This is a genomic window from Nocardia sp. BMG111209 (assembly GCF_000381925.1).
Lineage (GTDB): Bacteria > Actinomycetota > Actinomycetes > Mycobacteriales > Mycobacteriaceae > Nocardia.
In genome coordinates, this window is the sequence record NZ_KB907307.1 from 38,449 (window position 1) to 61,978 (window position 23,530).

General features: G+C 71.1%; 10 protein-coding genes. 4 read left to right on the top strand and 6 right to left on the bottom strand.

The window, feature by feature from the left end:
• Positions 1-9: 9 nt before the first annotated feature.
• The 3 genes from G361_RS0100175 to G361_RS0100185 are packed head-to-tail and all read left to right on the top strand — an operon-like array spanning position 10 to position 4,455.
• On the top strand, positions 10-1,770 hold the full coding sequence (locus G361_RS0100175; protein ID WP_019925009.1) for an FAD-dependent monooxygenase: 1,761 nt from the start codon (positions 10-12) through the stop codon (positions 1,768-1,770).
• Positions 1,771-1,791: 21 nt separating this feature from the next.
• Positions 1,792-3,066: an NAD(P)/FAD-dependent oxidoreductase gene (locus G361_RS0100180; protein ID WP_019925010.1), complete on the top strand. Its 1,275-nt coding sequence runs from the start codon at positions 1,792-1,794 to the stop codon at positions 3,064-3,066.
• A 15-nt stretch (positions 3,067-3,081) separates the two neighbouring features.
• Positions 3,082-4,455 (top strand): cation:proton antiporter, encoded by a 1,374-nt coding sequence (locus tag G361_RS0100185; protein ID WP_019925011.1) that lies wholly within the window; start codon positions 3,082-3,084, stop codon positions 4,453-4,455.
• Between the two features lie 263 nt (positions 4,456-4,718).
• On the opposite strand, the gene G361_RS0100190 is transcribed toward G361_RS0100185, so the two are convergent.
• From G361_RS0100190 to G361_RS0100215, 6 genes are all read right to left on the bottom strand, one after another.
• Positions 4,719-5,969 (bottom strand): FAD-dependent oxidoreductase, encoded by a 1,251-nt coding sequence (locus tag G361_RS0100190; RefSeq protein WP_019925012.1) that lies wholly within the window; start codon positions 5,967-5,969, stop codon positions 4,719-4,721.
• 25 nt (positions 5,970-5,994) lie between these two features.
• Positions 5,995-12,423: a type I polyketide synthase gene (locus tag G361_RS41635; RefSeq protein ID WP_019925013.1), complete on the bottom strand. Its 6,429-nt coding sequence runs from the start codon at positions 12,421-12,423 to the stop codon at positions 5,995-5,997.
• Positions 12,420-17,786 (bottom strand): type I polyketide synthase, encoded by a 5,367-nt coding sequence (locus G361_RS41640; RefSeq protein WP_019925014.1) that lies wholly within the window; start codon positions 17,784-17,786, stop codon positions 12,420-12,422. The genes G361_RS41635 and G361_RS41640 overlap by 4 nt, the downstream gene beginning before the upstream one ends.
• Before the next feature lie 16 nt (positions 17,787-17,802).
• Positions 17,803-19,968, bottom strand: a complete 2,166-nt coding sequence (locus G361_RS41645) for an AMP-binding protein (protein WP_155981221.1) — start codon at positions 19,966-19,968, stop codon at positions 17,803-17,805.
• Positions 19,969-20,000: 32 nt separating this feature from the next.
• A complete protein-coding gene (locus G361_RS0100210) occupies positions 20,001-20,882 on the bottom strand; it encodes a menaquinone biosynthetic enzyme MqnA/MqnD family protein (RefSeq protein WP_019925016.1) in 882 nt (293 codons plus the stop codon).
• A 100-nt stretch (positions 20,883-20,982) separates the two neighbouring features.
• Positions 20,983-21,618: a TetR/AcrR family transcriptional regulator gene (locus G361_RS0100215; protein ID WP_019925017.1), complete on the bottom strand. Its 636-nt coding sequence runs from the start codon at positions 21,616-21,618 to the stop codon at positions 20,983-20,985.
• Between the two features lie 282 nt (positions 21,619-21,900).
• Here G361_RS0100215 and G361_RS41650 point away from each other — a divergent pair, with 282 nt between their 5' ends.
• Entirely contained in the window at positions 21,901-23,349 is a 1,449-nt protein-coding gene (locus G361_RS41650; RefSeq protein ID WP_019925018.1) for a DHA2 family efflux MFS transporter permease subunit, read from the top strand.
• Positions 23,350-23,530: the final 181 nt, after the last annotated feature.

Genomic DNA, 23,530 nt, shown 5'->3' on the forward strand with positions numbered 1-23,530 from the left:
CGGGGCCGGATGACGAGCGAAACGGCAATCGAGACGACGGTACTGATCGTCGGCGCGGGGGTCGGCGGGCTGACCGCGTCGATCTTCCTGTCCAACCTGGGGGTCGATCATCTGCTGGTCGAGCAGCGGCCGGAACCGGCGCGACTTCCCAAGGCGCACTACATGAATCACCGGACGATGGAGATCTTCCGGCAGCACGGGATCGCCGGGGACTTCGAATCGGCGGGGGCGCCGCTGGACAAGTTCGGCAAGGTCTGCTGGCAGACCACCCTGGCCGGCAAGGGCCCGTTCGACGGCCGGGTGATCTACGAGATGGACGCCTTCGGCGGCGGCGACCTGCGGGAGTACTGGTCGGCCGCGAGTCCGGTCGCGGCGACGAATCTGCCGCAGATCCGCTCGGAACCGTTGCTGCGCAGCGCCGCCGAGCGGCGGGCCCCCGGACGGGTCCGGTACGGGCACGAATTGATCGACTGGACCGAGCAGCCGGATCGGCTGGTCGCGACGGTGCGCGACACGGCGGGTGAAACCCACACGGTGGCGGCGAAATACCTGATCGCCGCCGACGGCGGCCGGACCGTCGGCCCGCGGCTGGGCGTGCGGTTCGACGGCTGGCCGAGGTTCCACCACGTCACCACGGTGCATTTCAGCGCGGATCTGTCCCGCTGGCAGCGCGACGGGGCGCTGCTGACCTACTTCGTGAATCCCAAGCAGCCGTCGTTGTCCGGGGCGACGCTGGTAGAAATGGGGCCCACCTGGGGATGTTTCAGCGAGGAGTGGGGCCTGCACTTCACCACCGGCCCGGACGATCCGGCCCGCTCCGATCGCGAGGCGGTCCTGGCCCGCATCCGAGACACCCTCGGCATCGGGCAACAGCGGTTGCGGCTGCACAAGGTCAGCAACTGGACGGTCGACGCGGTCAACGCCCAGAGTTACCGCAGCGGAAGGGTTTTCCTCGCCGGGGACGCCGCGCACAAGCTGCCCCCGGCGGCCGGGCTGGGCCTCAACACGGCCGTACAGGACGTGCACAACCTGGCCTGGAAGATCGCCGCGGTGGAACGGGGGCACGCGGGTCCGGATCTGCTGGACACCTACGAACCCGAGCGCCGGCCCATCGGGCGCCGCAATCTGGACTGGGCCGTGGGCATCATCGCGAATTCGGAACTGGTCAGCGAGGCGGCGCTCGGGCTGGGCCCGCACGTGCCGGAGTGGATGCGGCCCACCTTCTTCAACACCTACTTCGAGGACTCGGCGCGGGGCCGGACCGCCCGGGCCCGCGCCGCCGAGGTCTTCCGCACCCATCGGATCGACTGCCAGGCACTGGATATCGAACTCGGCGCGGTCTACGAACAGGGCGCGCTGATCCCGGACGGCACACCCGCCCCGGCGACCGAACCGATGGGGGACAAGTTCTTTCCCGTCACCCGCCCCGGGCATCGGCTGCCGCACGCCTGGATCGACCGCGACGGAACCCGCGAATCGACGCACGATTTCGTCGCGATCGACGGATACACGCTCATCACCGGGTCGGCCGGGCAGCCGTGGCGCGAGGCCGCGCGGCGGTTGCGCGAACGCACCGGAATACCACTGGAATCGGTCGTTCTCCCGGCCGGCGCCGACACCACCGGCGCCTGGGACCGATTGCGCGGCATCGGCGACGACGGCGCCCTGCTGGTCCGGCCCGATCACTACGTCGCCTGGCGCCGCACCGACGCGGTCGCCGATCCCGAGGCCGACCTGGCCCGGGTGATCCAACGAATCACTCTCCGCTGAAACGGAAACGGAGTCACAATCATGGCCGACACGTCCTACGACACCATCGTCATCGGCGGCGGGCCCGCCGGGTGCGCGTATGCGCTGACCATGCTGCGGCGTGGCTACTCGGTGCTGCTGCTCGAGAAGGTCGAGTTCCCGCGATTCCACATCGGGGAGTCGTTCCTGCCCTACACCACCGAGATCCTGGACCAGCTGGGCCTGCTGGACGCGGTGATGGCCAAGCCCTACGCCTACAAGCCGGGCGTGGAGCTGACCGGTATCGCCGGCAGCGTGCGGCGCATCGACTTCGGCGAGATCGGTGACGACCGGCGCACCTGGGCGATCCAGGTCGAGCGGGCCGAATTCGACAAGACGCTGCTGGACGAGACGGCCGCGGCCGGGGTGACCGTGCTGGAGGAGGCCACCGTCACCGGCGTCGACGTCGCCGCGGGCCGGGTCACCGGCGTCACCTATACCGTGAACGACGAAACACACCACGCCACAGCGCAATTCGTCGCCGATGCGTCCGGCCGGGCCGGCGTGATCGCGAAGCGGCTGAATCTGCGGGTGGCCGACAGCCGGCTGAAGATGGCCGCGGTGTTCAAGCACTACGGCGATCTCGACGAGAGCCAGAACCCGGGCGTCGAGGGCGACACCCAGCTCGGCATCCATCCCGACGGCTGGATGTGGGGAATCCCGTTGCGGTCGGACGCCATCAGCATCGGCGCCGTCGCCCCGATGGCGATCCTGCAGTCGGACCGGCCGGAGCGGGTCTTCGACGAGCATCTGGCCCGGCTGCCACGCATCCAGCAGCGGTTGCGCGGGGCCACCGTGATCCGGGAACTCAAGGGCGAGCGCAACTTCGAGTACCACTCCGAAGTCCTCGCCGGGCCGGGCTTTTTCCTCGTCGGTGACGCCGGCAGTTTCACCGATCCGGTGTTCTCCGGCGGTGTGCTGCTGGCGCTGGCCACCGGCCGCAAGGCCGGGGAGCTGGCCGCGGATCGCCTGGACGGCAAGCTGTCCGAGACCGAGATCGCCGATACCTACAACGCCTTCTTCAAGACCGGATACGAGACCTACTACCGGCTGATCTGCGCGGTGTACGACCACCGGCAGCCGATCATGGGCCAGGTGATCCTGGACCTGGCCGCCGATCTGGATCCGAAGTGGCACGTGCGACTGGTCAGCGGTGACTTCTGGACCGGCGAGAGCCCGTTGGTGAATCGGCTGCGGGCGGAGAAGGACTGGAGTCTGTTCGCGAAGTTCGATCTGCTCACCGATTGTCCGATCTATCCCGGCGCAGTCGTGGCCTGACCGAAAGGAGCCGGGATGCCGTCCTTCCTGGATCTGACGATCCATTTCTTCCTGCAGATGGTGGTGATCCTCGCCGCCTACCGCTTGGTGTGGCAGTTGTTCAAGCGGCTGGGGCAGGTGCAGGTGGTCGCCATCATGGCGGCCGGATTCCTGCTCGGGCCTTCGGTTTTCGGCGCGGTGTGGCCGAGTGCGCAGCACTGGTTGTTCCCCACCACGCTGTCGATCGGCGGCCAATCGATCCCGCATCCGTCGCTGACGGTCGTGTACGTGCTCGGCCAGCTCGGCCTGGTGCTGTACATGTTCCTGGTCGGAACGTCGTTCCGGACGAGCATTCTCAGTGACCACATCAAGGTCGCCGGGATCACGGCCTCGGCCGGCGTGATCGTGCCGATGGCGCTCGGCGGCCTCACCGGGTACCTGCTCGTCGGCCAGGGTGACTACTTCACCGGCAAGGTACACGCCTGGCAGGGCGGGCTGTTCCTCGCCGCGGCCATCGCCATCACCTCGTTCCCCATGCTGGCGTGGATCATTCACGATTCCGGGCTGCACAACACCCGGCTGGGGACGATGGCGTTGTCCTGCGCGGCCTCCGACGACGCGGTGTCCTGGATCCTGCTGGCCACCGTCGTCGCCACGACCAAGAGCAATATGAACGGGGCGATCCTGGCGCTGGCCGGCGGTGTCGGCTTCGTGGTGTTCATGCTCGTGGTCGGCTCCCGGGCGCTGCGGCGGCTGGACGCGTGGGGTGAACGGGAAATGCGTTCGGGCACAGCGCTTCCTGTCGGGCCGTTCATCGCGATGCTGCTGGTGCTGCTGGCCAGCGCCTGGTTCACCGACTGGGTCGGGGTGTACTCGGTGTTCGGCGCCTTCATCGCGGGTGTCGTGATGCCACGCGGCCGGCTGCTGGACGCGGTGCGGGAGCGGACCGAACCGATCGTGTCGCATCTGCTGCTGCCGGCGTTCTTCATCTTCACCGGGTTGAACACCAAGTTGAGTCTGCTGTTCCATCCGGCGACGCTGATCGTCGTCGGCGTGGTGCTGGTGATCTCGTTCGTGGGCAAGTTCGGCGCGGTGACCCTTGCGGCTCGCTGGCAGGGGATGAGCTGGCGGGAAGCGGGTTCGATGGGTTCGCTGGCCAACGCCCGCGGCCTGATGGAACTGGTCCTGCTGAATGTCGGTCTGACCCAAGGCCTGATCAACCAGTCGCTGTACACGATCCTCGCGGTCATGACGATCGTGACGACCTTCGTCGCCACGCCGATCTACCGGATGTTCGAGCGCAGTGCCTGGAAGAACGGCATGGTGTTCGGTGCGGACGGCGAAACCGCCAGAGGGGAGCCGACTTCGGTGGTCGCCGAAGGAAAGCCGCCTTCGGCCGTTTCCGCCTGAACAAAGCGACGACCGTGCCGCCCCGTACACCGGGCGGCACGGTCGTCGCATGTCTGTGTGACACCGCGGTTGCGCAGGGGTGGTACGGCCACCGATGTTGCACAGCTGGTCTTCGCTCCCACGGCGCAGCTGCCGGGCACTCGAATCGGCACAACGGTGGTGGGCTCGGACGGTACAGCGGTTGCCGGCCTGTGCGATACGGCCCGGCAGACACGAAGGCCCGGTCCGGCGTTCATCCGCCGGACCGGGCCTTCGTGCTTCGGCTAACCGAGATATGCGCCCTGCCGGAGCAGTTCGCGCTGCACGACGGCCACCGGTGGATGCGTGCCGTGCAGCGCGAACATCGCGGCGCCGACCCCCGCGGCCTGCCCGGTCGCGAAGGCCGTACCCATGACCCGCAGCGACGCACCGGCATAGCGGTCGGCGTCGACGGTGCGTCCGGCGGCGAACAGATTGTCGGTGTCGATACTGTGCAGCACCCCGAAGGGGATGTCGTAATACCCGTCGCCGGCGATGAACTGCCACTGCGGCGCCAGCCCGGGGCCGGGATGGTATTCGATCGGCCAGGCGCCCAACGCGATCCGGTCCTCGTGCCGGTCACCGGACAGCACCTCCGCGGTGCTGAGCCGATAGCGGCCGATGACGTGACGCGACTCCCGGGTACCGATCTCCGGCCCGGTGCCGACGATGTACGCGTCCCCGCACCCGGGCAGGGTCCGCAGCACCGCCAGATACTCACCCGCCTGCCGGCGCGCACTCATCTCCGCCCGGGTGAGTTCCCCGGCGTCGCGCGCGTCGTAGCCCTCGTCGACGACATACGCCACGACGTCGCCGGAGATCGGCAGGCGCGCAACCAGTCCGCGCTCGGCCGACAGTGCCGCACCGCGCCGTTTGGCCCCGGCGATCGCGACGGCGAGCGTGTCGCGGGTGACGTCGGCGTGCGGCGGAATGCCACCGAACCGTACGCCCAGGGTGCCGTTCTGCACGTGGCCGTCGTTGCCGTACCGCACATGCGCCCCGGCGAAGGCCGCGAGATCCGCCTCCCCGGTGGCGTCGACCCAGGCGGCGGCCCGGATCGTGTGCACGCCTTGATGATCCGCGACCAGCGCGGTGTCGATGCCGCAGTCGCCGCGGGTGGCGTCGACCAGCTGGCTGTCCAGCCGCACCCGTACACCGGTGTCCACGCAGAGCTGATCCAGCACCCGTTTCACCGACTCCGGATCGAAAATGACGGTGACGGAGGTGAATCGGGTCGGCGCGGTGACCGCGGACCGGGCCCGCAGTGCCCACAGGATCTGCTCGGCCACCCCGAACACCACCTGCCGCGGCGGCTCCTGACGGGTGTAGATCCCGCAGTAGGTCAACACGTTTCGCATCGTCGCCGCGCCACCGAGGCACGGGCCGCGTTCCACCAGCAGCGTGCGCGCGCCGGTATTGCGGGCCCCGACGGCGGCGGCCACCCCGGCCGAACCGCCGCCGGCCACGACGACGTCGTACTCCTCAATCGGATTCATGGTCGCCTTCCCGATCGGTGTTCGATCAGGCGCGCAGTCCGTCCGCGCGCCGGTCGATGAGGTCGAAGATCTCGTCGTCCCCGGCGATCTCGATGAGTTCGGCGGTGGCGTCGCCGCCACGATGCTGCATCGCGCCGGCGAGCCGGTCGGCCAGCCGCGCCAGATCCGCTCGGGCAGCGCCGGATTCGATGAGCCGGTCCAGCAGCAACTCCGCCTCGGCCACCAGATCACCGGCGGGTTCCGGGCGGGCCAGCACGCTGTGCAGGTGGGTGGCGAGCGCGACCGGTGTCGGATGGTCGAAGATCACCGTCGACGACAGCGTCACCCCGGTCGACCGGCGCAGCTGATTGCGCAACTCCACCGTGGTCAGCGAGTCGAAACCCAGGTCGACGAAAGGTTTTTCGTGATCGAGGGCCCGCCCGGCGCCGTGATCGAGCACCGTCGCCACGTGCTGCGCGATCAGGTCCAGCAACAGCCGATGTTGCTCGGTGGAGCTGCGCCCGACGAGCAGGCCCGCCAGATCCGCGGGCGCGGCGGCAGGCGCCGCCGCTCGACGGGAGCGCACGAGGCCACGCAGCAGCGGCGGCGGGTCCGCCACGGCGGCGATGTCGAGCAGGATCGGGACCGCCGTGGCGTGCCCGCCGCGCAGTGCCGTGTCGAACAGGCCCAGCGCGCGTTCGTGACTGAGCGCGTGAAAGCCGCTGCGCCGCATCCGCGCCAGGTCGCGCTCGCCGAGATGCGCGCTGACCGTGCTCGATTGCGCCCACAGGCCCCAGGCCAGCGACAGCGACGGGAGCAGCCGATGCCTGCGGTGGTCGGCGAGCGCGTCCAGGTAGGCGTTGGCCGCGGCGTAGTTGGCCTGCCCGGCCGTCCCGAGAACGCCTGCGGCCGAGGAGAACACGACGAATCCGGCGAGATCGTGCCCGGCGGTGAGCCGATGCAGCTGCCACGCGGTGGACGTCTTGGCGGGTAGCACCCGATCCAGATGCGCCGCGGACTGATCGGCGAACAGCGCGTCGTCGACGGTTCCGGCGGCGTGGATCACCATGGTGAGCGGATGTTCGGCGGGCACCTCGTCCAGCAGCCGCGTCAGCGCGCGGCCGTCGGAGGTGTCGCAGGCGGCGATGCGGACCTCCGCCCCGAGATCGCCCAGTTCCGCGGCGAATTCGGCCGCACCCGGCGCCGACGGCCCGGATCGACCGGCCAGCAACAGGTTCCGAGCACCGTAGGCGGTCACCAGATGCCGGGCCACCGCCTGCCCGATCATGCCGGTACCGCCGGTGACGAGCACGGTGCCGTCGCGATCCAGCGCGGGCGGCCAGGTGAGTACCACCTTGCCGATGTGCCGCGCCTGCCCCAGGTGCCGCAACGCGGCGACCGCGTCGCGCACGTCCCAGCCGGTGAGCGGCGGCGGCGTGAGAATCCCGCGCTCGAACAGCGCCACCAGTTCGGTGAGCATCTCCCGGATCCGCTCCGGGTCCACCTCGGTGATGAGGAAGGAGTGATAGTCGACACCGGGATGCGCCGCGGCGACCGCCGCCGGATCGCGGATATCGGTGACACCCATCTCCACGAACCGCCCACCCGGCGACAGCAGTCGCAGCGAGGCGTCGACGAATTCGCCTGCCAGCGCGTCGAGTACGACGTCGATGCCGGCGGCGCGGAAGTCCTGTTCGAATTCCAGCGTCCGGGAGTTCGCGATGCGGTCGTCGCCGAGCCCGCGCTCGCGCAGCACCCGCCACTTGCCCGGACTCGCGGTGGCGTAGATCTCCGCCCCCCAGTGCCGGGCCAGCTGCATCGCGGCCGTCCCGACCCCACCGGTGGCCGCGTGGATCAGCACCGATTCCCCGGGGCGCAGCCCGGCCAGATCGGCCAGTCCGTGATAAGCGGTGAGGAACACCACCGGAACCGCCGCCGCCTGCGCGTACGACCAGGCCGCGGGGATCACGGTCACCAGCCGGCGATCGGTCGTGACCGTCGAGCCGATCCCGTCGAACAGGCCCATCACCCGATCGCCCGGCGCCAGATCGTCCACCGCCGAACCGGTTTCGAGCACGATACCCGCGCCCTCACCACCGAGCGGGGCGCCGGGATCGGGATACATGCCGAGGCCGATCAGCACATCGCGGAAGTTCACCCCGGCCGCCCGCATGGCGATGCGGACCTGATGCGGTTCCAGCGCCGCGACCGGTTCCCGGTCCGGCTCGAGCCGCACCGAATCGATCGTCCCCGGTGCGCCGACGATCAGCCGCCACGGCTCACCGCGGATCAGATCCGGCCCGTCGACAGCCGGTGCGTGCGTGAGCCGCGGTGCATGCAACACCCCGCCCCGGACCGCCACATCGGGTTCGCCGGTCGCGAGCACCCGCGCGATCAACTCGTCGAGCCCGCGACTCTCGTGTGAAGCGGGATCCGAGTCCAGCAACACGATCCGTTCGGGGTGCTCGGCCTGAGCGCTGCGCAGCAGACCACGGACCGCGGCCGCGGCGAGGTCGGGATCCTCGGTCGCCGGGTCGATCGCCACCCCTGCGTGCGTGACGACGACCAGCGGCGCATCGGAAACCTCGGCGAGCAGCCGCTGCACCCGATCCAGCACCCGCACCAGCAGCTCGCGCGCGGACGCCGGATCGCTTGCCCGCGCCGCAACGATTCCGTCCAGCGTCGGCGCGTCGATGTCGATCCGCGATGCGGAGTGGCCGGTCTGCGCCGGTCTGCCGCCGCCCGGCGGGTTCGGTGGCGCACCGGCTCCGATCGGTTCGTCTGCGCGGGCCCGGAGGATCTCGTCGACCCGCAACACCGTCGCGGCCGGTCCGCCGTAGGGGGCCGGTTCGTCGGTGATCGGAATCCAGTCGACCACGTAGAGGGGATCGCGACGTGCGCTCGGCCGGATCGCCGTTCTCGGCGCGGGACGCAATTCCAGGGCGTCGACGGTGGCGACCAGTCGGCCCTCGGGATCGGTGAGGGTGAGGGTGATCCGGTCCGCCGCCTCGGCCGACAGCCGCCCGCGCAGTTCGGTCGCGCCGATCGCGTCGACCGTGATCCCGTGCCAGGCGAACGGCAGTAGTGTTGCGCCGGAATCGTTTCCGTCGAGAGCCGCGGCCGCGTGCAGCGCCGCGTCCAGCAGGGCGGGATGGATGCGGTACCCGGTCACGTCGAGTTCCTCGGGAACCCGCACCCGGGCCACCAGATCGGTTCCGTCGCGCCAGAGTTCGCGCAGGCCGCGGAACACCGGACCGTAGTCCAGGCCGGATTCGGCCAGCCGCCGGTAGATCTCGTCGGTGTCGATCCGGACCGCCCCCGGCGGCGGCCAGGTCGCGGCCTCGCCCACCGGGCGGACACCGGTGCCCGTGGTGACCACGGCCTCGGCGTGCACCGTCCAGACGTCGTCACCGGTCCGTGCCGCGATCGACACCGGGAAATTCCCGGCGCCGTCCGGCGGCTCGACGCGAACCTGGATCGCCACCGGATCCTCGGTCAGCGGGAGCGGGGCGTTCACCACCAGACCGACGATCCGGTCGGCGCCGACCTCCTCGGCCGCGCGCAGGACCAGATCGACGAAGGCGGTGGCGGGCAGCAGGATTCGCTCGCCCACCCGATGGTCGGCCAGCCAGTCGTGGCCGCCGGTGGACAGTCGCCCGGTCAGCACCGCGGACGCGCCGTCGGGTGCGGGCACCAGCGCCCCGAGCAGCGGATGCCCCGCGGGAGACAGCCCGGCACTGTGCACGTCGGCCCCCGCCGCCCCGGCATCCAGCCAGAACCGTTGCCGCTGAAAGGCATAGCCGGGGAGATCGACCACGGCCGCACCCGGCAGCCGCGCGGCCCAGTCCACCGGCGCACCGGCGACGAACGCCTCGGCGAGCGCGGTGGTCACGGATTCCGGTTCGGGCCGATCGCGGCGCAGCGTGGAGACGACCGTCGCGGTACCGCCCGAATCGGCCACCGCGGCGGAAAGAGCCGCTCCCGGACCGGTTTCCAGGAAGAGGGTGACTCGTCCCTTCTCCCGCAGCCAGCGCACCCCGTCGGCGAAGCGGACCGGTTCGGCGATGTGCCGGACCCAATAGCCGGGGGTGCACAATTCGTCGGGGTCGGCGAGTTCACCCGTGAGGTTGGAGACGATCGGGACGGCCGGCGGCCGGAAGGTGAGACCGGCGCAGACCGCGGCGAACTCGTCGAGCATCGGCCGCATCCGCGGCGAGTGGAAGGCATGGCTCACCCGCAGTCGCCGGGTCGAAAGACCCTGCGCCGCAGCGAGAGCGGCGATCTCGTCGATCGCCGGTTCGTCACCGGACACCACCACCGCGGCCGGTCCGTTGATCGCGGCGATACCGGCCCGGCCGTTGCGCCCGGCCAGCAGCCCGACCACCGTGGCCTCGTCGGCCGCGACGGCGAGCATCGCCCCGCCCGAGGGCAGTCGCTGCATCAACCGGCCGCGCGCGGCCACCAACCGGGCGGCATCGGCCAGTGACCACACACCCGCCAGATAGGCGGCGGTGACCTCACCGATCGAATGACCCAGCAGGAAAGCGGGTTCGACACCCCAGGACCGCAGCAGCTCGTACAGCGCCACCTCGACCGCGAACAGCGCCGCCTGGGTGCCGTCGGTCCGGTCCAGCAACGCCGCCTCGGCGGAATCGGGAGTGGCCCAGACGATCTCGCGTATCGGCCGATCGAGTTCGGGATCCAGTGCGGCACAGATCTTGTCGAAGGCGGCCGCGAACACCGGGTAGTCGGAATACAGTTGTGAGCCCATCCCGAGCCGCTGCGAACCCTGGCCGGGAAACAGCATCGCGACCCGGGTCTTCGCCGCCGCCTCGCCGATCACGACCCCCGCGGCGGGCTCGCCCGCCGCCAGAGCGGCCAGCCGCTGCGACAATTCGCCGCGATCGTCGCCGACCACCACCGCGCGCGGCCCGAACCGCGCGCGAGTCGTGGCCAGCGACAACGCGATATCGGCGATATCGGCGTCCGGCCGCGCGGCCAGGTGATCGCGCAGCCGGCCGGCCTGATCGGCGACCGCCGCCGCCGACTGCCCGGACAACGGCCACGCGACCGGCAACAGCGGTGCGGGGGTGCCGGTTTCCGTGTCGGTGGCGGGGGACTGCTCCAGGACGATGTGCGCGTTGGTGCCGCTGATCCCGAACGACGACACCGCCGCGCGGCGCGGACCGTCGGTCCGCGGCCACGGCTGCGGTGCGGTCGCGAGCCGCACCGGTCCGGCCGTCCAGTCGACGTGTGGTGACGGCTCGTCCACGTGCATCGTCGGCGGCACGATGCCGTGCCGCATGGCGAGGATCGTCTTGATCACCCCCGCCACCCCGGCCGCGGCCTGGGTATGGCCCACATTGGATTTCACCGAACCGAGCCACAGCGGGCGGGTGCGGCCGCGGCCGTAGGTCTCGAGCAGCGCCTGGATCTCCACCGGATCGCCGAGGCGCGTTCCGGTGCCGTGTCCCTCCACCACATCGATATCGCCGGCCCGCAGCCCGGCCGATGCCAGCGCCTGCCGGATGACCCGTTGCTGCGCAGGCCCGTTCGGTGCGGTCAGTCCGTTGGAGGCGCCGTCGGAGTTGACCGCCGACCCGCGCATCACCGCGAGGATCCGGTGCCCGAGCCGCTGGGCCTCCGACAGCCGCTCCAGCACCAGCACGCCGACACCCTCGGCCCAGCCGGTGCCGTCGGCGGCGGCCGCGAACGCCTTGCACCGTCCGTCCGGCGCCAGCCCGCCCTGACGAGCGAACTCGGCGAACACCTTCGGCGTCGCCATCACCGTCACCCCACCGGCCAGCGCGAGCGAGCATTCGCCCTGCCGCAGCGCCTGCGCCGCCAGATGCATGGTGACCAGTGACGAGGAACAGGCGGTGTCGACGGTGACGGCCGGGCCGTGCAGGCCCAGTGCGTACGCCACCCGGCCCGACACCACACTGGCCAGACTGCCGGTGCGCAGATGACCCTCCACCCGCTCCGGCACCGTCGGCAACCGGTCCGCGTAGTCGTGGTACATCACGCCCGCGAACACCGCGGTCGGCGAACCACGCAGCGCCAGTGGATCCAGGCGCGCGTGTTCCAATGCCTCCCAGGACACTTCGAGCAGCAGGCGCTGCTGTGGATCCATCGCCAGTGCCTCGCGCGGCGAGATGCCGAACAGGTCGGCGTCGAAATCCAGTGCGTCGTCGAGGAATCCACCGACCCGCGGATAGTCCCCGCGTTCGGACCGATCGTCGGTGTGCCAGCCGCGGTCGGCCGGGAAGTCGCCGATCGCGTCCCGGCCGTCGGCCAGCAGCCGCCACCAATCGTCCAGTGTCCGAACGCCGCCGGGGAACCGGCAGCTCATCCCGATGATCGCGATCGGCTCGTTGAGCCGGGCGGACAGCCGGGCGTTGTCCTGTCGCAGCCGGTCGCGCTCCACCAGTGTGGTGCGCAGCGCCGCGACGAGTTGGGGATCCGGTGCGGTCATCGCCGGCCCCGATCCTCGCCCGAGACGCCGCGGGATACCCGGTGCCCGAACACACTCCGGAAGTCCGCGTCGGTGGCGCTGTCGTCGGTGACGACCGCGCCCTCCGCCCCGAAGAAGTCGTGCCCGTCGGTCCAGAATTCGTCCTCCGGGCCCGAATCCGCCGGCGCCGGATCGCCGCTGTAGGCCAGCCGGATCAGGTTGGCCACATCCATCGATCCGATCGCCGCGTCACTGTGGCCGACCGCGACCGGCGCCGCCTCGTCCACCTCCGGCTCCGGTTCCGCCTGCGTGGCAAGCAGTTTCGCGTGCAGGTGGGCGGCCAGGGCATCGGGTGTCGGATGGTCGAACACCAGCGTCGCGGGCAATCGCAGCGCGGTGGTGTCGACCAGCCTGGTCCGTAATTCCATGCCGGTCAGCGAGTCGAAGCCCAGTTCGGCGAAGGTGCGGTCGGTGTCCGGCGCCTCGTCGGTGTGCCCGAGTACCGCGGCGACCAGCTCCGACACCAGGTCGTGGATGAGCTCGCGCCGCCCGGTGGCGCTCAGCGTCGCGAAACGGGCCGGGAAGGAGAAGGTTTCGGGCGCGCGCTCGACGGTCTCGCGGCGGGCACCGGCCAGCCCGCGCAGCGGTGGCGCGACCCGGTCGTCGAGCCGGCTCCGGTCCAGCGCCATCAGTACGGGATTGGGATCGTCGGCGGCGCAGGCGATGTCGAACAGCGCCAGGCCCTCGGCATCGGCCAGCGCCGCGATGCCACCGCGGGCCAGGCGCGCCCGATCCGCCTCGGTCAGATGATCGGACACACCGGTCCGGCGCGACCACAGTCCCCAGGCCAGCGCGGTGCCGGGCAGTCCGCGTTCCCGGCGATGCCGGGCGAGCGCGTCGAGGTAGGCGTTGGCGGCGGCGTAATTGGCCTGCCCCGCCGTGCCGAGCACCCCGGCCACCGACGAGAACAGCACGAACGCCGACAGATCCAGATCCTCGGTGAGCTCGTGCAGGTTCCACGCGCCGTCGACCTTCGGCCGCAGCACCCGGTCGAACTGCTCGGCGGACAGCGAATCGAGCAGACCGTCCTCGGCCACACCGGCGGCGTGCACCACCGCGGTCAGCGGCCGGTCGGCGGGGATCGCGGCGAGCACCGCGGCCAGCGCGTCCCGATCGGCGATATCGCATCGCGCGGTGGTCACCGGGATGTCGATGCCGTCGGTGTCGATCGGGCCGCGGCCGAGCAGCAGCAGATGGCCGACCTCGGCGCGGCCCGCGAGATGCCGGGCCACCAGCCCGCCGAGCCCGCCGCCGGCGCCGGTGACGAGGATGGTGCCGCCGGCCCGCCACGGCGCGGCGGCCGGTGCGGCGGCACCCGGCGCCAGCCGCGGCACCCGCAATTCGCCTGCCCGCGAGACGATCTGGGCCTCATCGCCGGGCAGCGGCCCGGCCGGATCGTCGTCGGTGTCCAGCAACAGGAACCGGCCCGGATATTCGGTCTGCGCCGTCCGGACCAGGCCCCACACGGCCGCGGCCGCCGCGCTGGTGCCGGGCTCACCCGGCAGGGCGACCGCGCCGCGGGTGCGGATGCCGAGTGTGCCCTCGTCGGTCTCGGCGAGCCAGGAGCGGATGCGCGACAGTGTCGCGTCGAGCGCGGCGCGCACCCCGGCCGGGTCGGGCCCGTACTCGGGCAGTTCGAACCACGCCAGATCCGACCAGTGCAGGCGCACGGCGGCGGACGGCGCGACCGGCACCCAGTTCAGCAGGTAACGGTCGTCGCCGCGCGCACCGGCGAGGGCCGCGGCGGTGATCGGCCGCAGCACGAGCAGATCCGCCGACAGCACCGGCCGATCGGCCGCGTCGACTACCTCCAGCGTGGCCTCGTCCGTGCCGATATCGGTCAGCCGCGCCCGCAGCGGCCCGACGGCGGGACCGTGCGTGCGCACGCCGCGCCAGGAGAACGGCAGCCGGGTCGGGCCCTCGGTCGCGGCCAGCGGATGCAGCGCGGCGTCGAGCACCGCCGGATGGATCAGATAACCGGTGGGGTCGATCCCGGCGGGTATCTCGATGTCGGCGAAGATCTCGTCGCCGCGCCCGTACAGCGCGCGGGTGCCGCGGAAGGCGGGCCCGTACTGGTATCCGGCGGCCGTCAGCGCACCGTAGCGCTCGTCGAGATCCACCGGTTCCGCGTTGTCCGGCGGCCAGCTGCGGATCCGCACCGGCGGCGGCGGAACGAACCGCGCGGACAGCGTGGCCTCCGCGTGCCGGATCCACTGCCCGTGCGGCAACCGCCGTGAATGCACGGTGAGCGTGCGCTCGCCGCCACGGCCCGGCGCGCCGAGAATCGCCTGCACGTCCGGCTCACCGGAATCGGGGATCAGCAGCGGCTCCAGCAGCGTGAGTTCCTCGACCCGATCCAGCCCGGCCCGATCGGCCGCCAGCAGCGCCATGTCCAGAAAGGCCGTGGCGGGCAACAACGTTGCGTCGTGGACGACATGATCGGCCAGCCACGGGCTCTGTGCCCGGGACACGCTGCCGGTGAACAGTACGACGCCGTCGGCCAGCGCCAGCCGCCGGCTCAGCAGCGGATGGCCGGTCGGTTCGCCGCCGGCGGTGGTGGTCACGGCGGTACCGGCGTCGAGCCAGTAGCGGCGGTGCCGGAACGCGTAGGTCGGCAGCTCCACCGCCGCGGCCGGGGCGTCCGGATACCACTCGATCGGCGCGCCCGCGGTCTGTGCCGCGGCCAGTCCGGCGATCACCGCCGGTGTCTCGGCGCTCCGGCCGGGCAGCAGCGCGGCGGCCGTCACACCCGCTTCGGCGGTGAACGCCTCGCGGGCCAGCGCGGTGAGCGTGCTGCCGGGACCCGCCTCGACGAACACCTCGACGCCGAGCTCGTCGTGCAGGCAGCGCAGCCCGTCGAAGAATCGGACGGGCCGGCGCACCTGCTCCACCCAGTACTCCGGCTCCCGCAGCCGCGCCGGATCCGCAAGGGCGCCGGTCACATTCGAGACGATCGGCAGAACCGGTTCGTGATACGCGACCTCGCGGCACACCTGCGCGAACTCCGCGAGCATCGGCTCCACCAGCGGGGAGTGGAACGCATGTGCCACCCGCAGCCGGGACACCCTGCGCCCCAGGCGTTCCAGGGTCGCGGCCAGTTCACCGATCATCGTGTCGGTGCCGGACAGCACCACGGCCGCGGGCCCGTTGACCGCGGCCAGCGACACCGCGTGTTCCCGGCCGACCAGCAACGGGGTCACCTTGTGCTCGGCCGCCGCGACCGCGATCATGGTGCCGTGCCCGGGCAACCGGTCCATCAGCCGGCCTCGCGCGGCGACCACCGCGACCGCGTCCGGCAGGGTCCAGATCCCCGCCAGATGCGCGGCGGTGAGTTCGCCGATGGAATGACCGATCAGGAAATCCGCTCGCAGGCCGAGGGATTCGGCCATCCGGAACAGCGCCACCTCCACGGTGAACAGCGCCGCCTGGGTATATCCGGTGCGGCCCAGCAGTTCCGCCGCGGGCGTGCCGGGTTCGGCGAAGATCACCTCGGCGAGCGGGGTGTCGAGGTATTCGTCGAAGGCGGCGCAGATCTCGTCGAAGGTCCGCGCGAACACCGGATGCGCCGCATGCAGTTCCCGGCCCATCGCGACCCGTTGCGCGCCCTGGCCCGGGAACATCACCGCCGTGCCGCCACGGGGCGCGTCCGGCGACGCGGCGACGCCCTGTATCACGGCGGGGGAGCGGCCACCCGCGGCCAGGGTCGTCAGCGCCGCCAGCAGTTCTCCGCGATCGTGGCCGAAAACCACGGCGCGCCGGGCGAATCGGGTACGGGTCGCCAGTGCCCGGCCGATTCCGTCCAACGGCAGCTCGGCCCGATCGCGGACATGCCGGGCCAGCGCCGCGGCCTGCGCGGCGAGCGCGGCCTCGGAGCGCGCGGACAGTTCCCAGACCACCCAGGGCGACAACGGATTTCGCGGCGCCACCGCGGATTCCGCGGCGGGTTCGGGCGCCTGCTCCACGATCAGGTGCGCGTTGGTGCCGCTGATCCCGAACGACGACACCCCGGCGCGGCGCGGCCGCCCGGTCTCCGGCCACGGCCGGGCCGCCTGCACCGGCCGCACCGCACCGGCGGACCAGTCCACGTGCGGTGTCGGTTCATCGATGTGCAGGGTGGCCGGAACCACGCCGTGCCGGATCGCCATGATCATCTTGATCACCCCGGCCACGCCCGCGGCGGCCTGGGTGTGGCCGAGATTCGACTTCACCGAGCCGAGCCACAGCGGTTCGGCCTCGCGTTCGCCGAACACCTCCAGCAGTGCCCGCGCCTCGATCGGATCGCCGAGCGTGGTGCCGGTGCCGTGGCCGTCGACGACATCGATCTCACCGGGCTGCAGTCCGGCCGCGGCCAGTGCCTGGCGGACCACCCGCTGCTGGGCCGTCCCGCTGGGCACGGTCAGCCCGGCCGCCGCGCCGTCGGAGTTGACCGCCGACCCGCGCAGCACCGCGTACACCCGGTGACCGTGCCGGCGCGCGTCCGAGAGTCGTTCCAGCACAAGGACACCGGCACCCTCGGCGAAACCCGTGCCGTCGGCCGCGGCGGCGTAGGACTTGCAGCGGCCGTCGCGGGCCAGGCCGCGCTGCCGGCTGAACTCGATGAAACTCGCCGGCGTCGACATCACCGTCACGCCGCCGGCCAGCGCCAGCCCGCATTCACCGCCGCGCAGCGCGGTCACGGCCTGATGCATCGCGACCAGCGACGACGAGCAGGCGGTGTCGACGGTCACCGTCGGACCGGAGAAGCCGAACGTGTAGGCGATCCGCCCGGACAGCACTCCGGCCGCGCTGCCGGTGCCCAGTTGTGCCTCCAGCTCGCCCGGCACCTGCCGCAGGCGGCTGGCGTAGTCGTGGTACATGGCACCGACGAAGACACCGCAATCGCTGCCGCGCAACGAGATCGGGTCCAGGCCGCCGTGCTCGAACGCCTCCCACGCCACCTCCAGCAGCACCCGCTGCTGGGGATCCGTCGCGGTCGCCTCGCGCGGGGAGATCCCGAAGAACTCGGCGTCGAAATCGAAAGGGGCGTCCAGGAATCCGCCGGCCTCGGCGGTCACGGTGTGCGGCCGGTCCGGATCGTCGCCGAGCAGGCTCGCCGGATCCCACCCGCGGTCGGTGGGAAAGGGCCCGGTCACATCCCGCCCGGCGGCCACCAGCTCCCACAGTTGTTGCGGGGAACGGATATTGCCGGGATACCGGCAGCCGATCCCGACCACCGCGATCGGTTCGTGGTGCGCGGCCTCCAGCCGCTGCAACTGCGCCCGGGTCTCCAGCAGCGCGGTGGTGGCGCGCTCGAGGTAGCGGCGCAGCGTCGCCTCGTCCGTCATGATTCTCCTCCGCGGCTCAGGCCGGTCCGAGCTCGGCATCGAGCAGGGCGAACAGATCTCGATCGGTGGGGGCGCCGGCGGCCGCCGGCACCAGGGGTTCCTCGTCGGCGGCGAGGCGATTGAGCGCGCCACGCAACCGGATACGCAGTTCCGCGCGGACGGCGGGATCCGCCGGTGCGTCGCGGACCGCGCGTTCGAATTCGGTCAGCCGGTCCAGTACCACCGGCCGGGCGTTGCCGGCGACGACCCGGGCGGTCAGGTGCCGGACCAGCGCGTCGACGCTGTCGTGATCGAACAGCGTGGTGCTGGGCAGCCGCAGCCGCAACGTGTCGCCGAGGCGGCGGGCGAGTTCGACCGCCGCCAGCGAGCTCAATCCGATGTCCTGCAACCGATCCCCGGGCTCGACGACCGCGCGCGCACCACGGATGGTCCGCCCGATCGCGTCGGCCACCGCGTCGAAGACGAGGCGGTACTGCTCGTCGGGCGGCAGCGCCGCGAGCGTGTGCAGCCAGGCGGCCGGCGGATCCGCCACCGGCGCCGAGGCCACCGGGACGTTCGTCGCGGGTGCGGGTGCGGGTGCGGCGGCCACGGTGAAGACGCTCTCGTCCCCGTTCGCGAGAGCGGCGCGGATGACCGGCTTGTCGAGCTTGCCCATCGCGTTGCGCGGAACCCGTTCGGCCTGCACCACCCGGGTCGGCAGCTTGTAGCGGGCCAGCTCCGATTCGGCGAACCGGCGCAACTCGGCGAGGCCGGGCCTGGCCCGCGGACCGGCCGGACCCGATGCGGCGCGTCCGGTGACGATCGCGACCACGCTCTCGCCCTCGTGCTCGTCCGCGATCCCGACCACCGCGACGTCCTCGACATCCGGGTGGCGGGCCAGCACCTGTTCGACCTCGGCGGAGTACACGTTGTCGCCGCCGACGATGATCATGTCCTTGCGGCGGTCGACGAGATACAGATAGCCGTCGGGATCCAGATAACCGATGTCACCGGTGCGGAACCAGCCGCCCGCGAACACCTCGGCGGTGGCCTCGGGCTGGTTGCGGTAGCCGCGGGCCACCGTCGGCGCGCGCAGGCAGACCTCGCCGCGCTCGCCCGGCGGCAGCGAGGCGGCGCCCGGGAGTTCGCCGGCGGGATCGATGACCCGTATTTCGGTGTAGGGCAACGCGAGTCCCACCGAGCCCGGATGGGTGGCGATCCGGTCGGCGGGCAGGTACGCCGCGAACAGCGTCTCGGTCAGACCGTAGGCCTGTTGCAACGCGATGCCCCGCTCGCGGTAGCGCTCGATCAGCGGAGCGGGGGCGGGGGCCCCGGCGGTGACGGCGGTGCGCAGCGCGGACAGGTCCGCGTCGGCGAACCCGTCGTGGGCGGCGACCGCGGCGAACATCGCCGGTACCGCGAATACCGTTGTCACTCCGTAGGTTTCGAGGTCGGCGAGCATGTTCCCGGCCTCGAAGGCGCGGCGCAGCACGACCGTGCCGCCGCGCATCAGAGTGCGCAGCGCGAAGCAGCCCAGGGGTGCGGTGTGGAACAGCGGCGCCACCACCAGCGTGACGTCCAGCGGAGCGGCGGTGGCGACCATGTCCTGATTGACGCCGTTCCACCAGAGATTGCCGTATGTCAGTTCGACGCCCTTGGGGCGGCCGGTGGTGCCGGATGTGTAGGCCAGCATGGCGATTCGGCCGGGCTCGCAGTGCACCGGAGCGGGGGCCGCGGCGATCTCGGTCGCCGGCAACGTCTCCCACGGTGACGGGGGCGCCTCGCCGGGTGTCGCGGCCGGGTCGCCGGGGACCGTGAGCAACCGAGCCGGGCCGGGCGAGGCGGCCTCCGCAACCGGACGATACTCCGGTTCGGTGACGAGTGTGTGTGGCGCGCAATCGGACAGGACGATGGCGACCTCCGGCGCGGTCAGCCGCGAGTTGACCGGTACGAACACCGCGCCGAGCCGCGCGGCCGCGAGGAAGGTGGTCAGGAAGGTGACGCTGTTGCCGCCCAGGTACACCACCCGATCGCCTTCGCCGGTGCCACCCGCGGCGAGTGCGGCGGCCAGTCGCCGGGCCTGGTCGGCCAGTGCGGCATAGCCGTAGGTGCTGCCCTCGTAGACCAGCGCGACGCGGCGGCCGGTCTGCCGTGCCAGCCTGTCGATGTGGGCGGCGGGACTGAGTTCTGTCGTCGTCGGCACGATCACGATGAGCTACCTCTCCCGATATTCGGTTAGGCCGAGTCCAGCAGTGTCGCAGGCACTTTCACGCCGAAGCCGGTGCGCGCGGCGAATTCGGCGATGCCCTGCCGCTGGCGCGGGCCGAGCCGGAAGTCCAGCGCTTCGGTGTAGTACCGGTGCAGGGTGTCGGCGTCGAACTGTTCCCAGCGCGCGGTGCGCTCGCACAGCTCGTCCATCTCGGCGATGGCCCGATCGCGGGCGTCGAGCAGCGCGGAGTGCACCTGCCGCACCGTCTCCGGCTCCTGTTCGAGGAATGCGCGCCGGGCGGCGACCACGGCGAACACGAACGGCAGTCCGGTCCAGTCCCGCCACATCTGTCCGAGATCGTGGACCACCAGCCCGCGCGTCGGCGCGTAGTACAGGGCGGTGCGCAGCGCGACGTCGCCGATCAGCACCGCCGCGGGCGCCTGCGCGAACATGACGTCGAGATTCGGTGGGCTGACGAAGAATCGGGGCCGCACGCCGATGTGCTCGGCCAGCAGCAGCTGGGCCAGCCGGACCGAGGTGCGGCTGGTGGAACTCAGCGCGACCGGCACCCCGTCGAGCCGGTCCAGCGGCACCCGGCTGACGATCAGGCAGGACATCACCGGCCCGTCGCAGCCGATGGCGAGATCCGGTAGCATCACCAGATCATCTGCGTGCGTGAGAAATTCGACGAGACTGATCGGCCCGACATCGAGCGCGCCGGCGGCCAGTTCGGCGCTGAGGCGCTCCGGACTGCCGCGGACCAGATCCAGTTCGACGAGGCTGCCGGAGCGGGCCAGCCCCCACAGGATCGGTAACCAGTTGAGGAATTCGATGTGGCCGACCCGGGGCCGCCGGCGAAGGGGAGTGCGGCGTCCGGTCTGGACGTCGGGACCGGAAACTGAACGCATAGGCCAACTGTCGCCGACCCCGCCGTGCCGCGTAACCCCTACGAGTCCCCTAACCTCCGCGGCGGGCCGCCGGAACCGGACCGGCGGCCGGACGGAATCGCTAGGTGGTCAACGGAATTCGGTCGGGCTGAACGGCGTGTGCCCGCAGTGTGCGCCGCATCGCGGCATGGGCCCGCTCGAACACCTCGTTGTCGCCGAGGAGGGTTCGGTCGGTGGCGGCGCTGCGCTCGAAGGCCGACAGCTCGAATGCCAGCTGCGCCGGATCGGTGTCGGCGCGGATCTCGCCGAGCTGCTGGGCCTCGACGATGGTCTGCCGATGGAAGTCGTGCCACTGCCGCCAGACGGAGACGATCGCGTCCCGGACCCGTCCGGGCCGGGACCCGTACTCGGCGCCGACGGACAGGAAGAAGCAGGCCCCCCCGGCGACGGCGTCCTTGCTGGTGTGCTCCAGCCAGGCCTCGCACAGTGTCTGCAACCGGCCGATGCCCGACGGCTGTCGCAGGGCCGGGCCGATGACCTCGGTGATGAAACTGGCCTTGGCCTCCTCGATCGCGGCCAGTTGCAGTTCTTCCTTGGATCCGAACAGGCCGAACACCCCGCTCTTGCTGGCGCCGAGGGCGGTGGCGAGCCGGCCGATCGTGAGTCGATCCAAACCTTCCGCCGTGCCGACCTGAACCGCCTCGCGCAGAATGGCGCGCCGGGTATCCTGCCCACGCATGGGCCGTGTCTCGGTCATCCGCCGTACTCCTTCGTCACCGCCCGGTATGTGGGTTACCTGTCCATGTTAGCTGAACGATCGTTCGGCCTGGTATCCGGCCTGTGTCCATCGTCCGAAGGGTTGATGTCGCGTATTTCCGCATTAGGCGCGGCCGGACCACTCCTTCCGCTGGGGTTTGCCGAGACCCGTTCACCTTGACCGGAGCGAACGTTCGTGCGTTAATGAACAAGCACGAACGTTCGGTTCAATTACAGCAAGGGTCTGTGATGCGTTCTTCGACGACCAATCGGCAGGTGGACGATGACTGACAGCGTTGCGAACGAACTACCCGCCGCGGTCGAGCCGCGGCGGGTACTGCTCATCACTTCGGTGGCCACCTTCGTGGCCTTCCTCGACATGTCCGTGGTCAACGTGGCGTTCACGGACATCACCCAGAGTTTCCCGGGTACCAAGTTGTCCACGTTGTCGTGGGTGGTGTCCGGTTACGCCGTGTTCTTCGCGGCGGTGCTGACCCCGGTCGGCCGGTATGCCGACGTCTTCGGGCGCAAGGCGGTGTTCGTCTGGTCGCTGCTGGGCTTCACCGTGGCCTCCGCGCTGTGCACCATCGCGCCCAATATCGAGTTCCTGATCGGTGCGCGCGCCTTACAGGGTGTCGCGGCCGGCGGCATGATCCCCGCCGCGCTGGGCCTGGTGCTCGGCTCGTACCCCGTCGAGCGCCGGGTGGCCGCGGTGGCGGCCTGGGCGGCGGCCTCCTCCGCGGCCGCCGCCTTCGGGCCCGCGCTCGGTGGCGTGCTGGTCTGGGCCTGGGATTGGCGTGCGGTATTCCTGATCAACGTGCCGGTGGGCCTGCTGGCCTTCGTGGCGGGTCTGTCGTGGCTGCCGGAGATCCGGCCCAGCCTGCGGGTCCGGCCCGATCCGCTCGGTGCCGTACTGGTCGGCATCGGTGTCGGCGCCGTCGTCATCGGGCTGACCCAGGGTGGCGAATGGGGCTGGGGCAGTGTGGCATTCCTCGGCACCACCATCGGCGGCCTGGTGTTGCTGGTTCTCGGCATCCTCCGCTCGGTGCAGCATCCGGTGCCGGTGTTCGAGGTGAAGCTCTGGGCCGACCGCAAATTCGCGGCCGCCAGTGCCGTCTCGTTCCTGTTCGGCATCGCGATGTTCGCCTGGCTGCTGGCCTGCCCGCTGTGGACCATCGTGGTCTGGAAGTACTCGGTATGGGAAGCGGGCCTTGCGAATTCGCCAGGCGCCTTCACGGCCGCGATCGGCGCCGGCATCGTCGGGCGGTCGAAGCATCCGGACATCCAGCGGATCGCGACCATCGCCGGCGCGGTGCTGTTCGGCATCTCCGCGGTGTTGTTCGCCGTCCTGCTGCACGAGCAGTCCCGCTTCCTGGCGGTGTGGTTGCCGGTCGGCCTGCTGTCCGGCCTGGCGATCGGACTGCTGATGACGGCGGTGTCCTCAGCGGCGGCAACCTCGTTGCCGCAGGCCAACTTCGCGTCCGGATACGGCATGAGCATGACGGCCCGGCAGATGGGCGGTGGCCTCGGTATCGCGGCCTTCGCGGCGATCACCGTCTCGGTGACGACCGGCTGGCTGGACGGCTTGCACGCGGTGTTCTGGTTCGCCGCGGCGGCCATGGTGCCGGTGATCGTGGCGGCGCTGCCGATGACCGGCGGACCGGACCCGGCGGCCGACACCCCGGCCGGCGAGGCCGGAGCACAGAACCCGTTGTCCGACAGCGTCATGTGACCTATTTCATACGCGACGCGGGCTCGCTGTGGAGCCCGCGTCCCCCGGTCTCGATCTTCTCGACCGGAAAGCTCGTGTGACGTCCGTGTGACGTCGGAAAATTTCATATGTTGGACCTCCAGGCGTATCGGCGAAACCGGTACGCCCGGATGTCGTTCGCGGTCACCGCAATTCCTGGATG

Coding starts and splice junctions, on each gene's coding strand:
- G361_RS0100175 (WP_019925009.1), top strand. CDS start 10: ATGACGAGCGAAACGGCAATCGAGACGACGGTACTGATCGTCGGCGCG.
- G361_RS0100180 (WP_019925010.1), top strand. CDS start 1,792: ATGGCCGACACGTCCTACGACACCATCGTCATCGGCGGCGGGCCCGCC.
- G361_RS0100185 (WP_019925011.1), top strand. CDS start 3,082: ATGCCGTCCTTCCTGGATCTGACGATCCATTTCTTCCTGCAGATGGTG.
- G361_RS0100190 (WP_019925012.1), bottom strand. CDS start 5,969: ATGAATCCGATTGAGGAGTACGACGTCGTCGTGGCCGGCGGCGGTTCG.
- G361_RS41635 (WP_019925013.1), bottom strand. CDS start 12,423: ATGACCGCACCGGATCCCCAACTCGTCGCGGCGCTGCGCACCACACTG.
- G361_RS41640 (WP_019925014.1), bottom strand. CDS start 17,786: ATGACGGACGAGGCGACGCTGCGCCGCTACCTCGAGCGCGCCACCACC.
- G361_RS0100210 (WP_019925016.1), bottom strand. CDS start 20,882: ATGCGTTCAGTTTCCGGTCCCGACGTCCAGACCGGACGCCGCACTCCC.
- G361_RS0100215 (WP_019925017.1), bottom strand. CDS start 21,618: ATGACCGAGACACGGCCCATGCGTGGGCAGGATACCCGGCGCGCCATT.
- G361_RS41650 (WP_019925018.1), top strand. CDS start 21,901: ATGACTGACAGCGTTGCGAACGAACTACCCGCCGCGGTCGAGCCGCGG.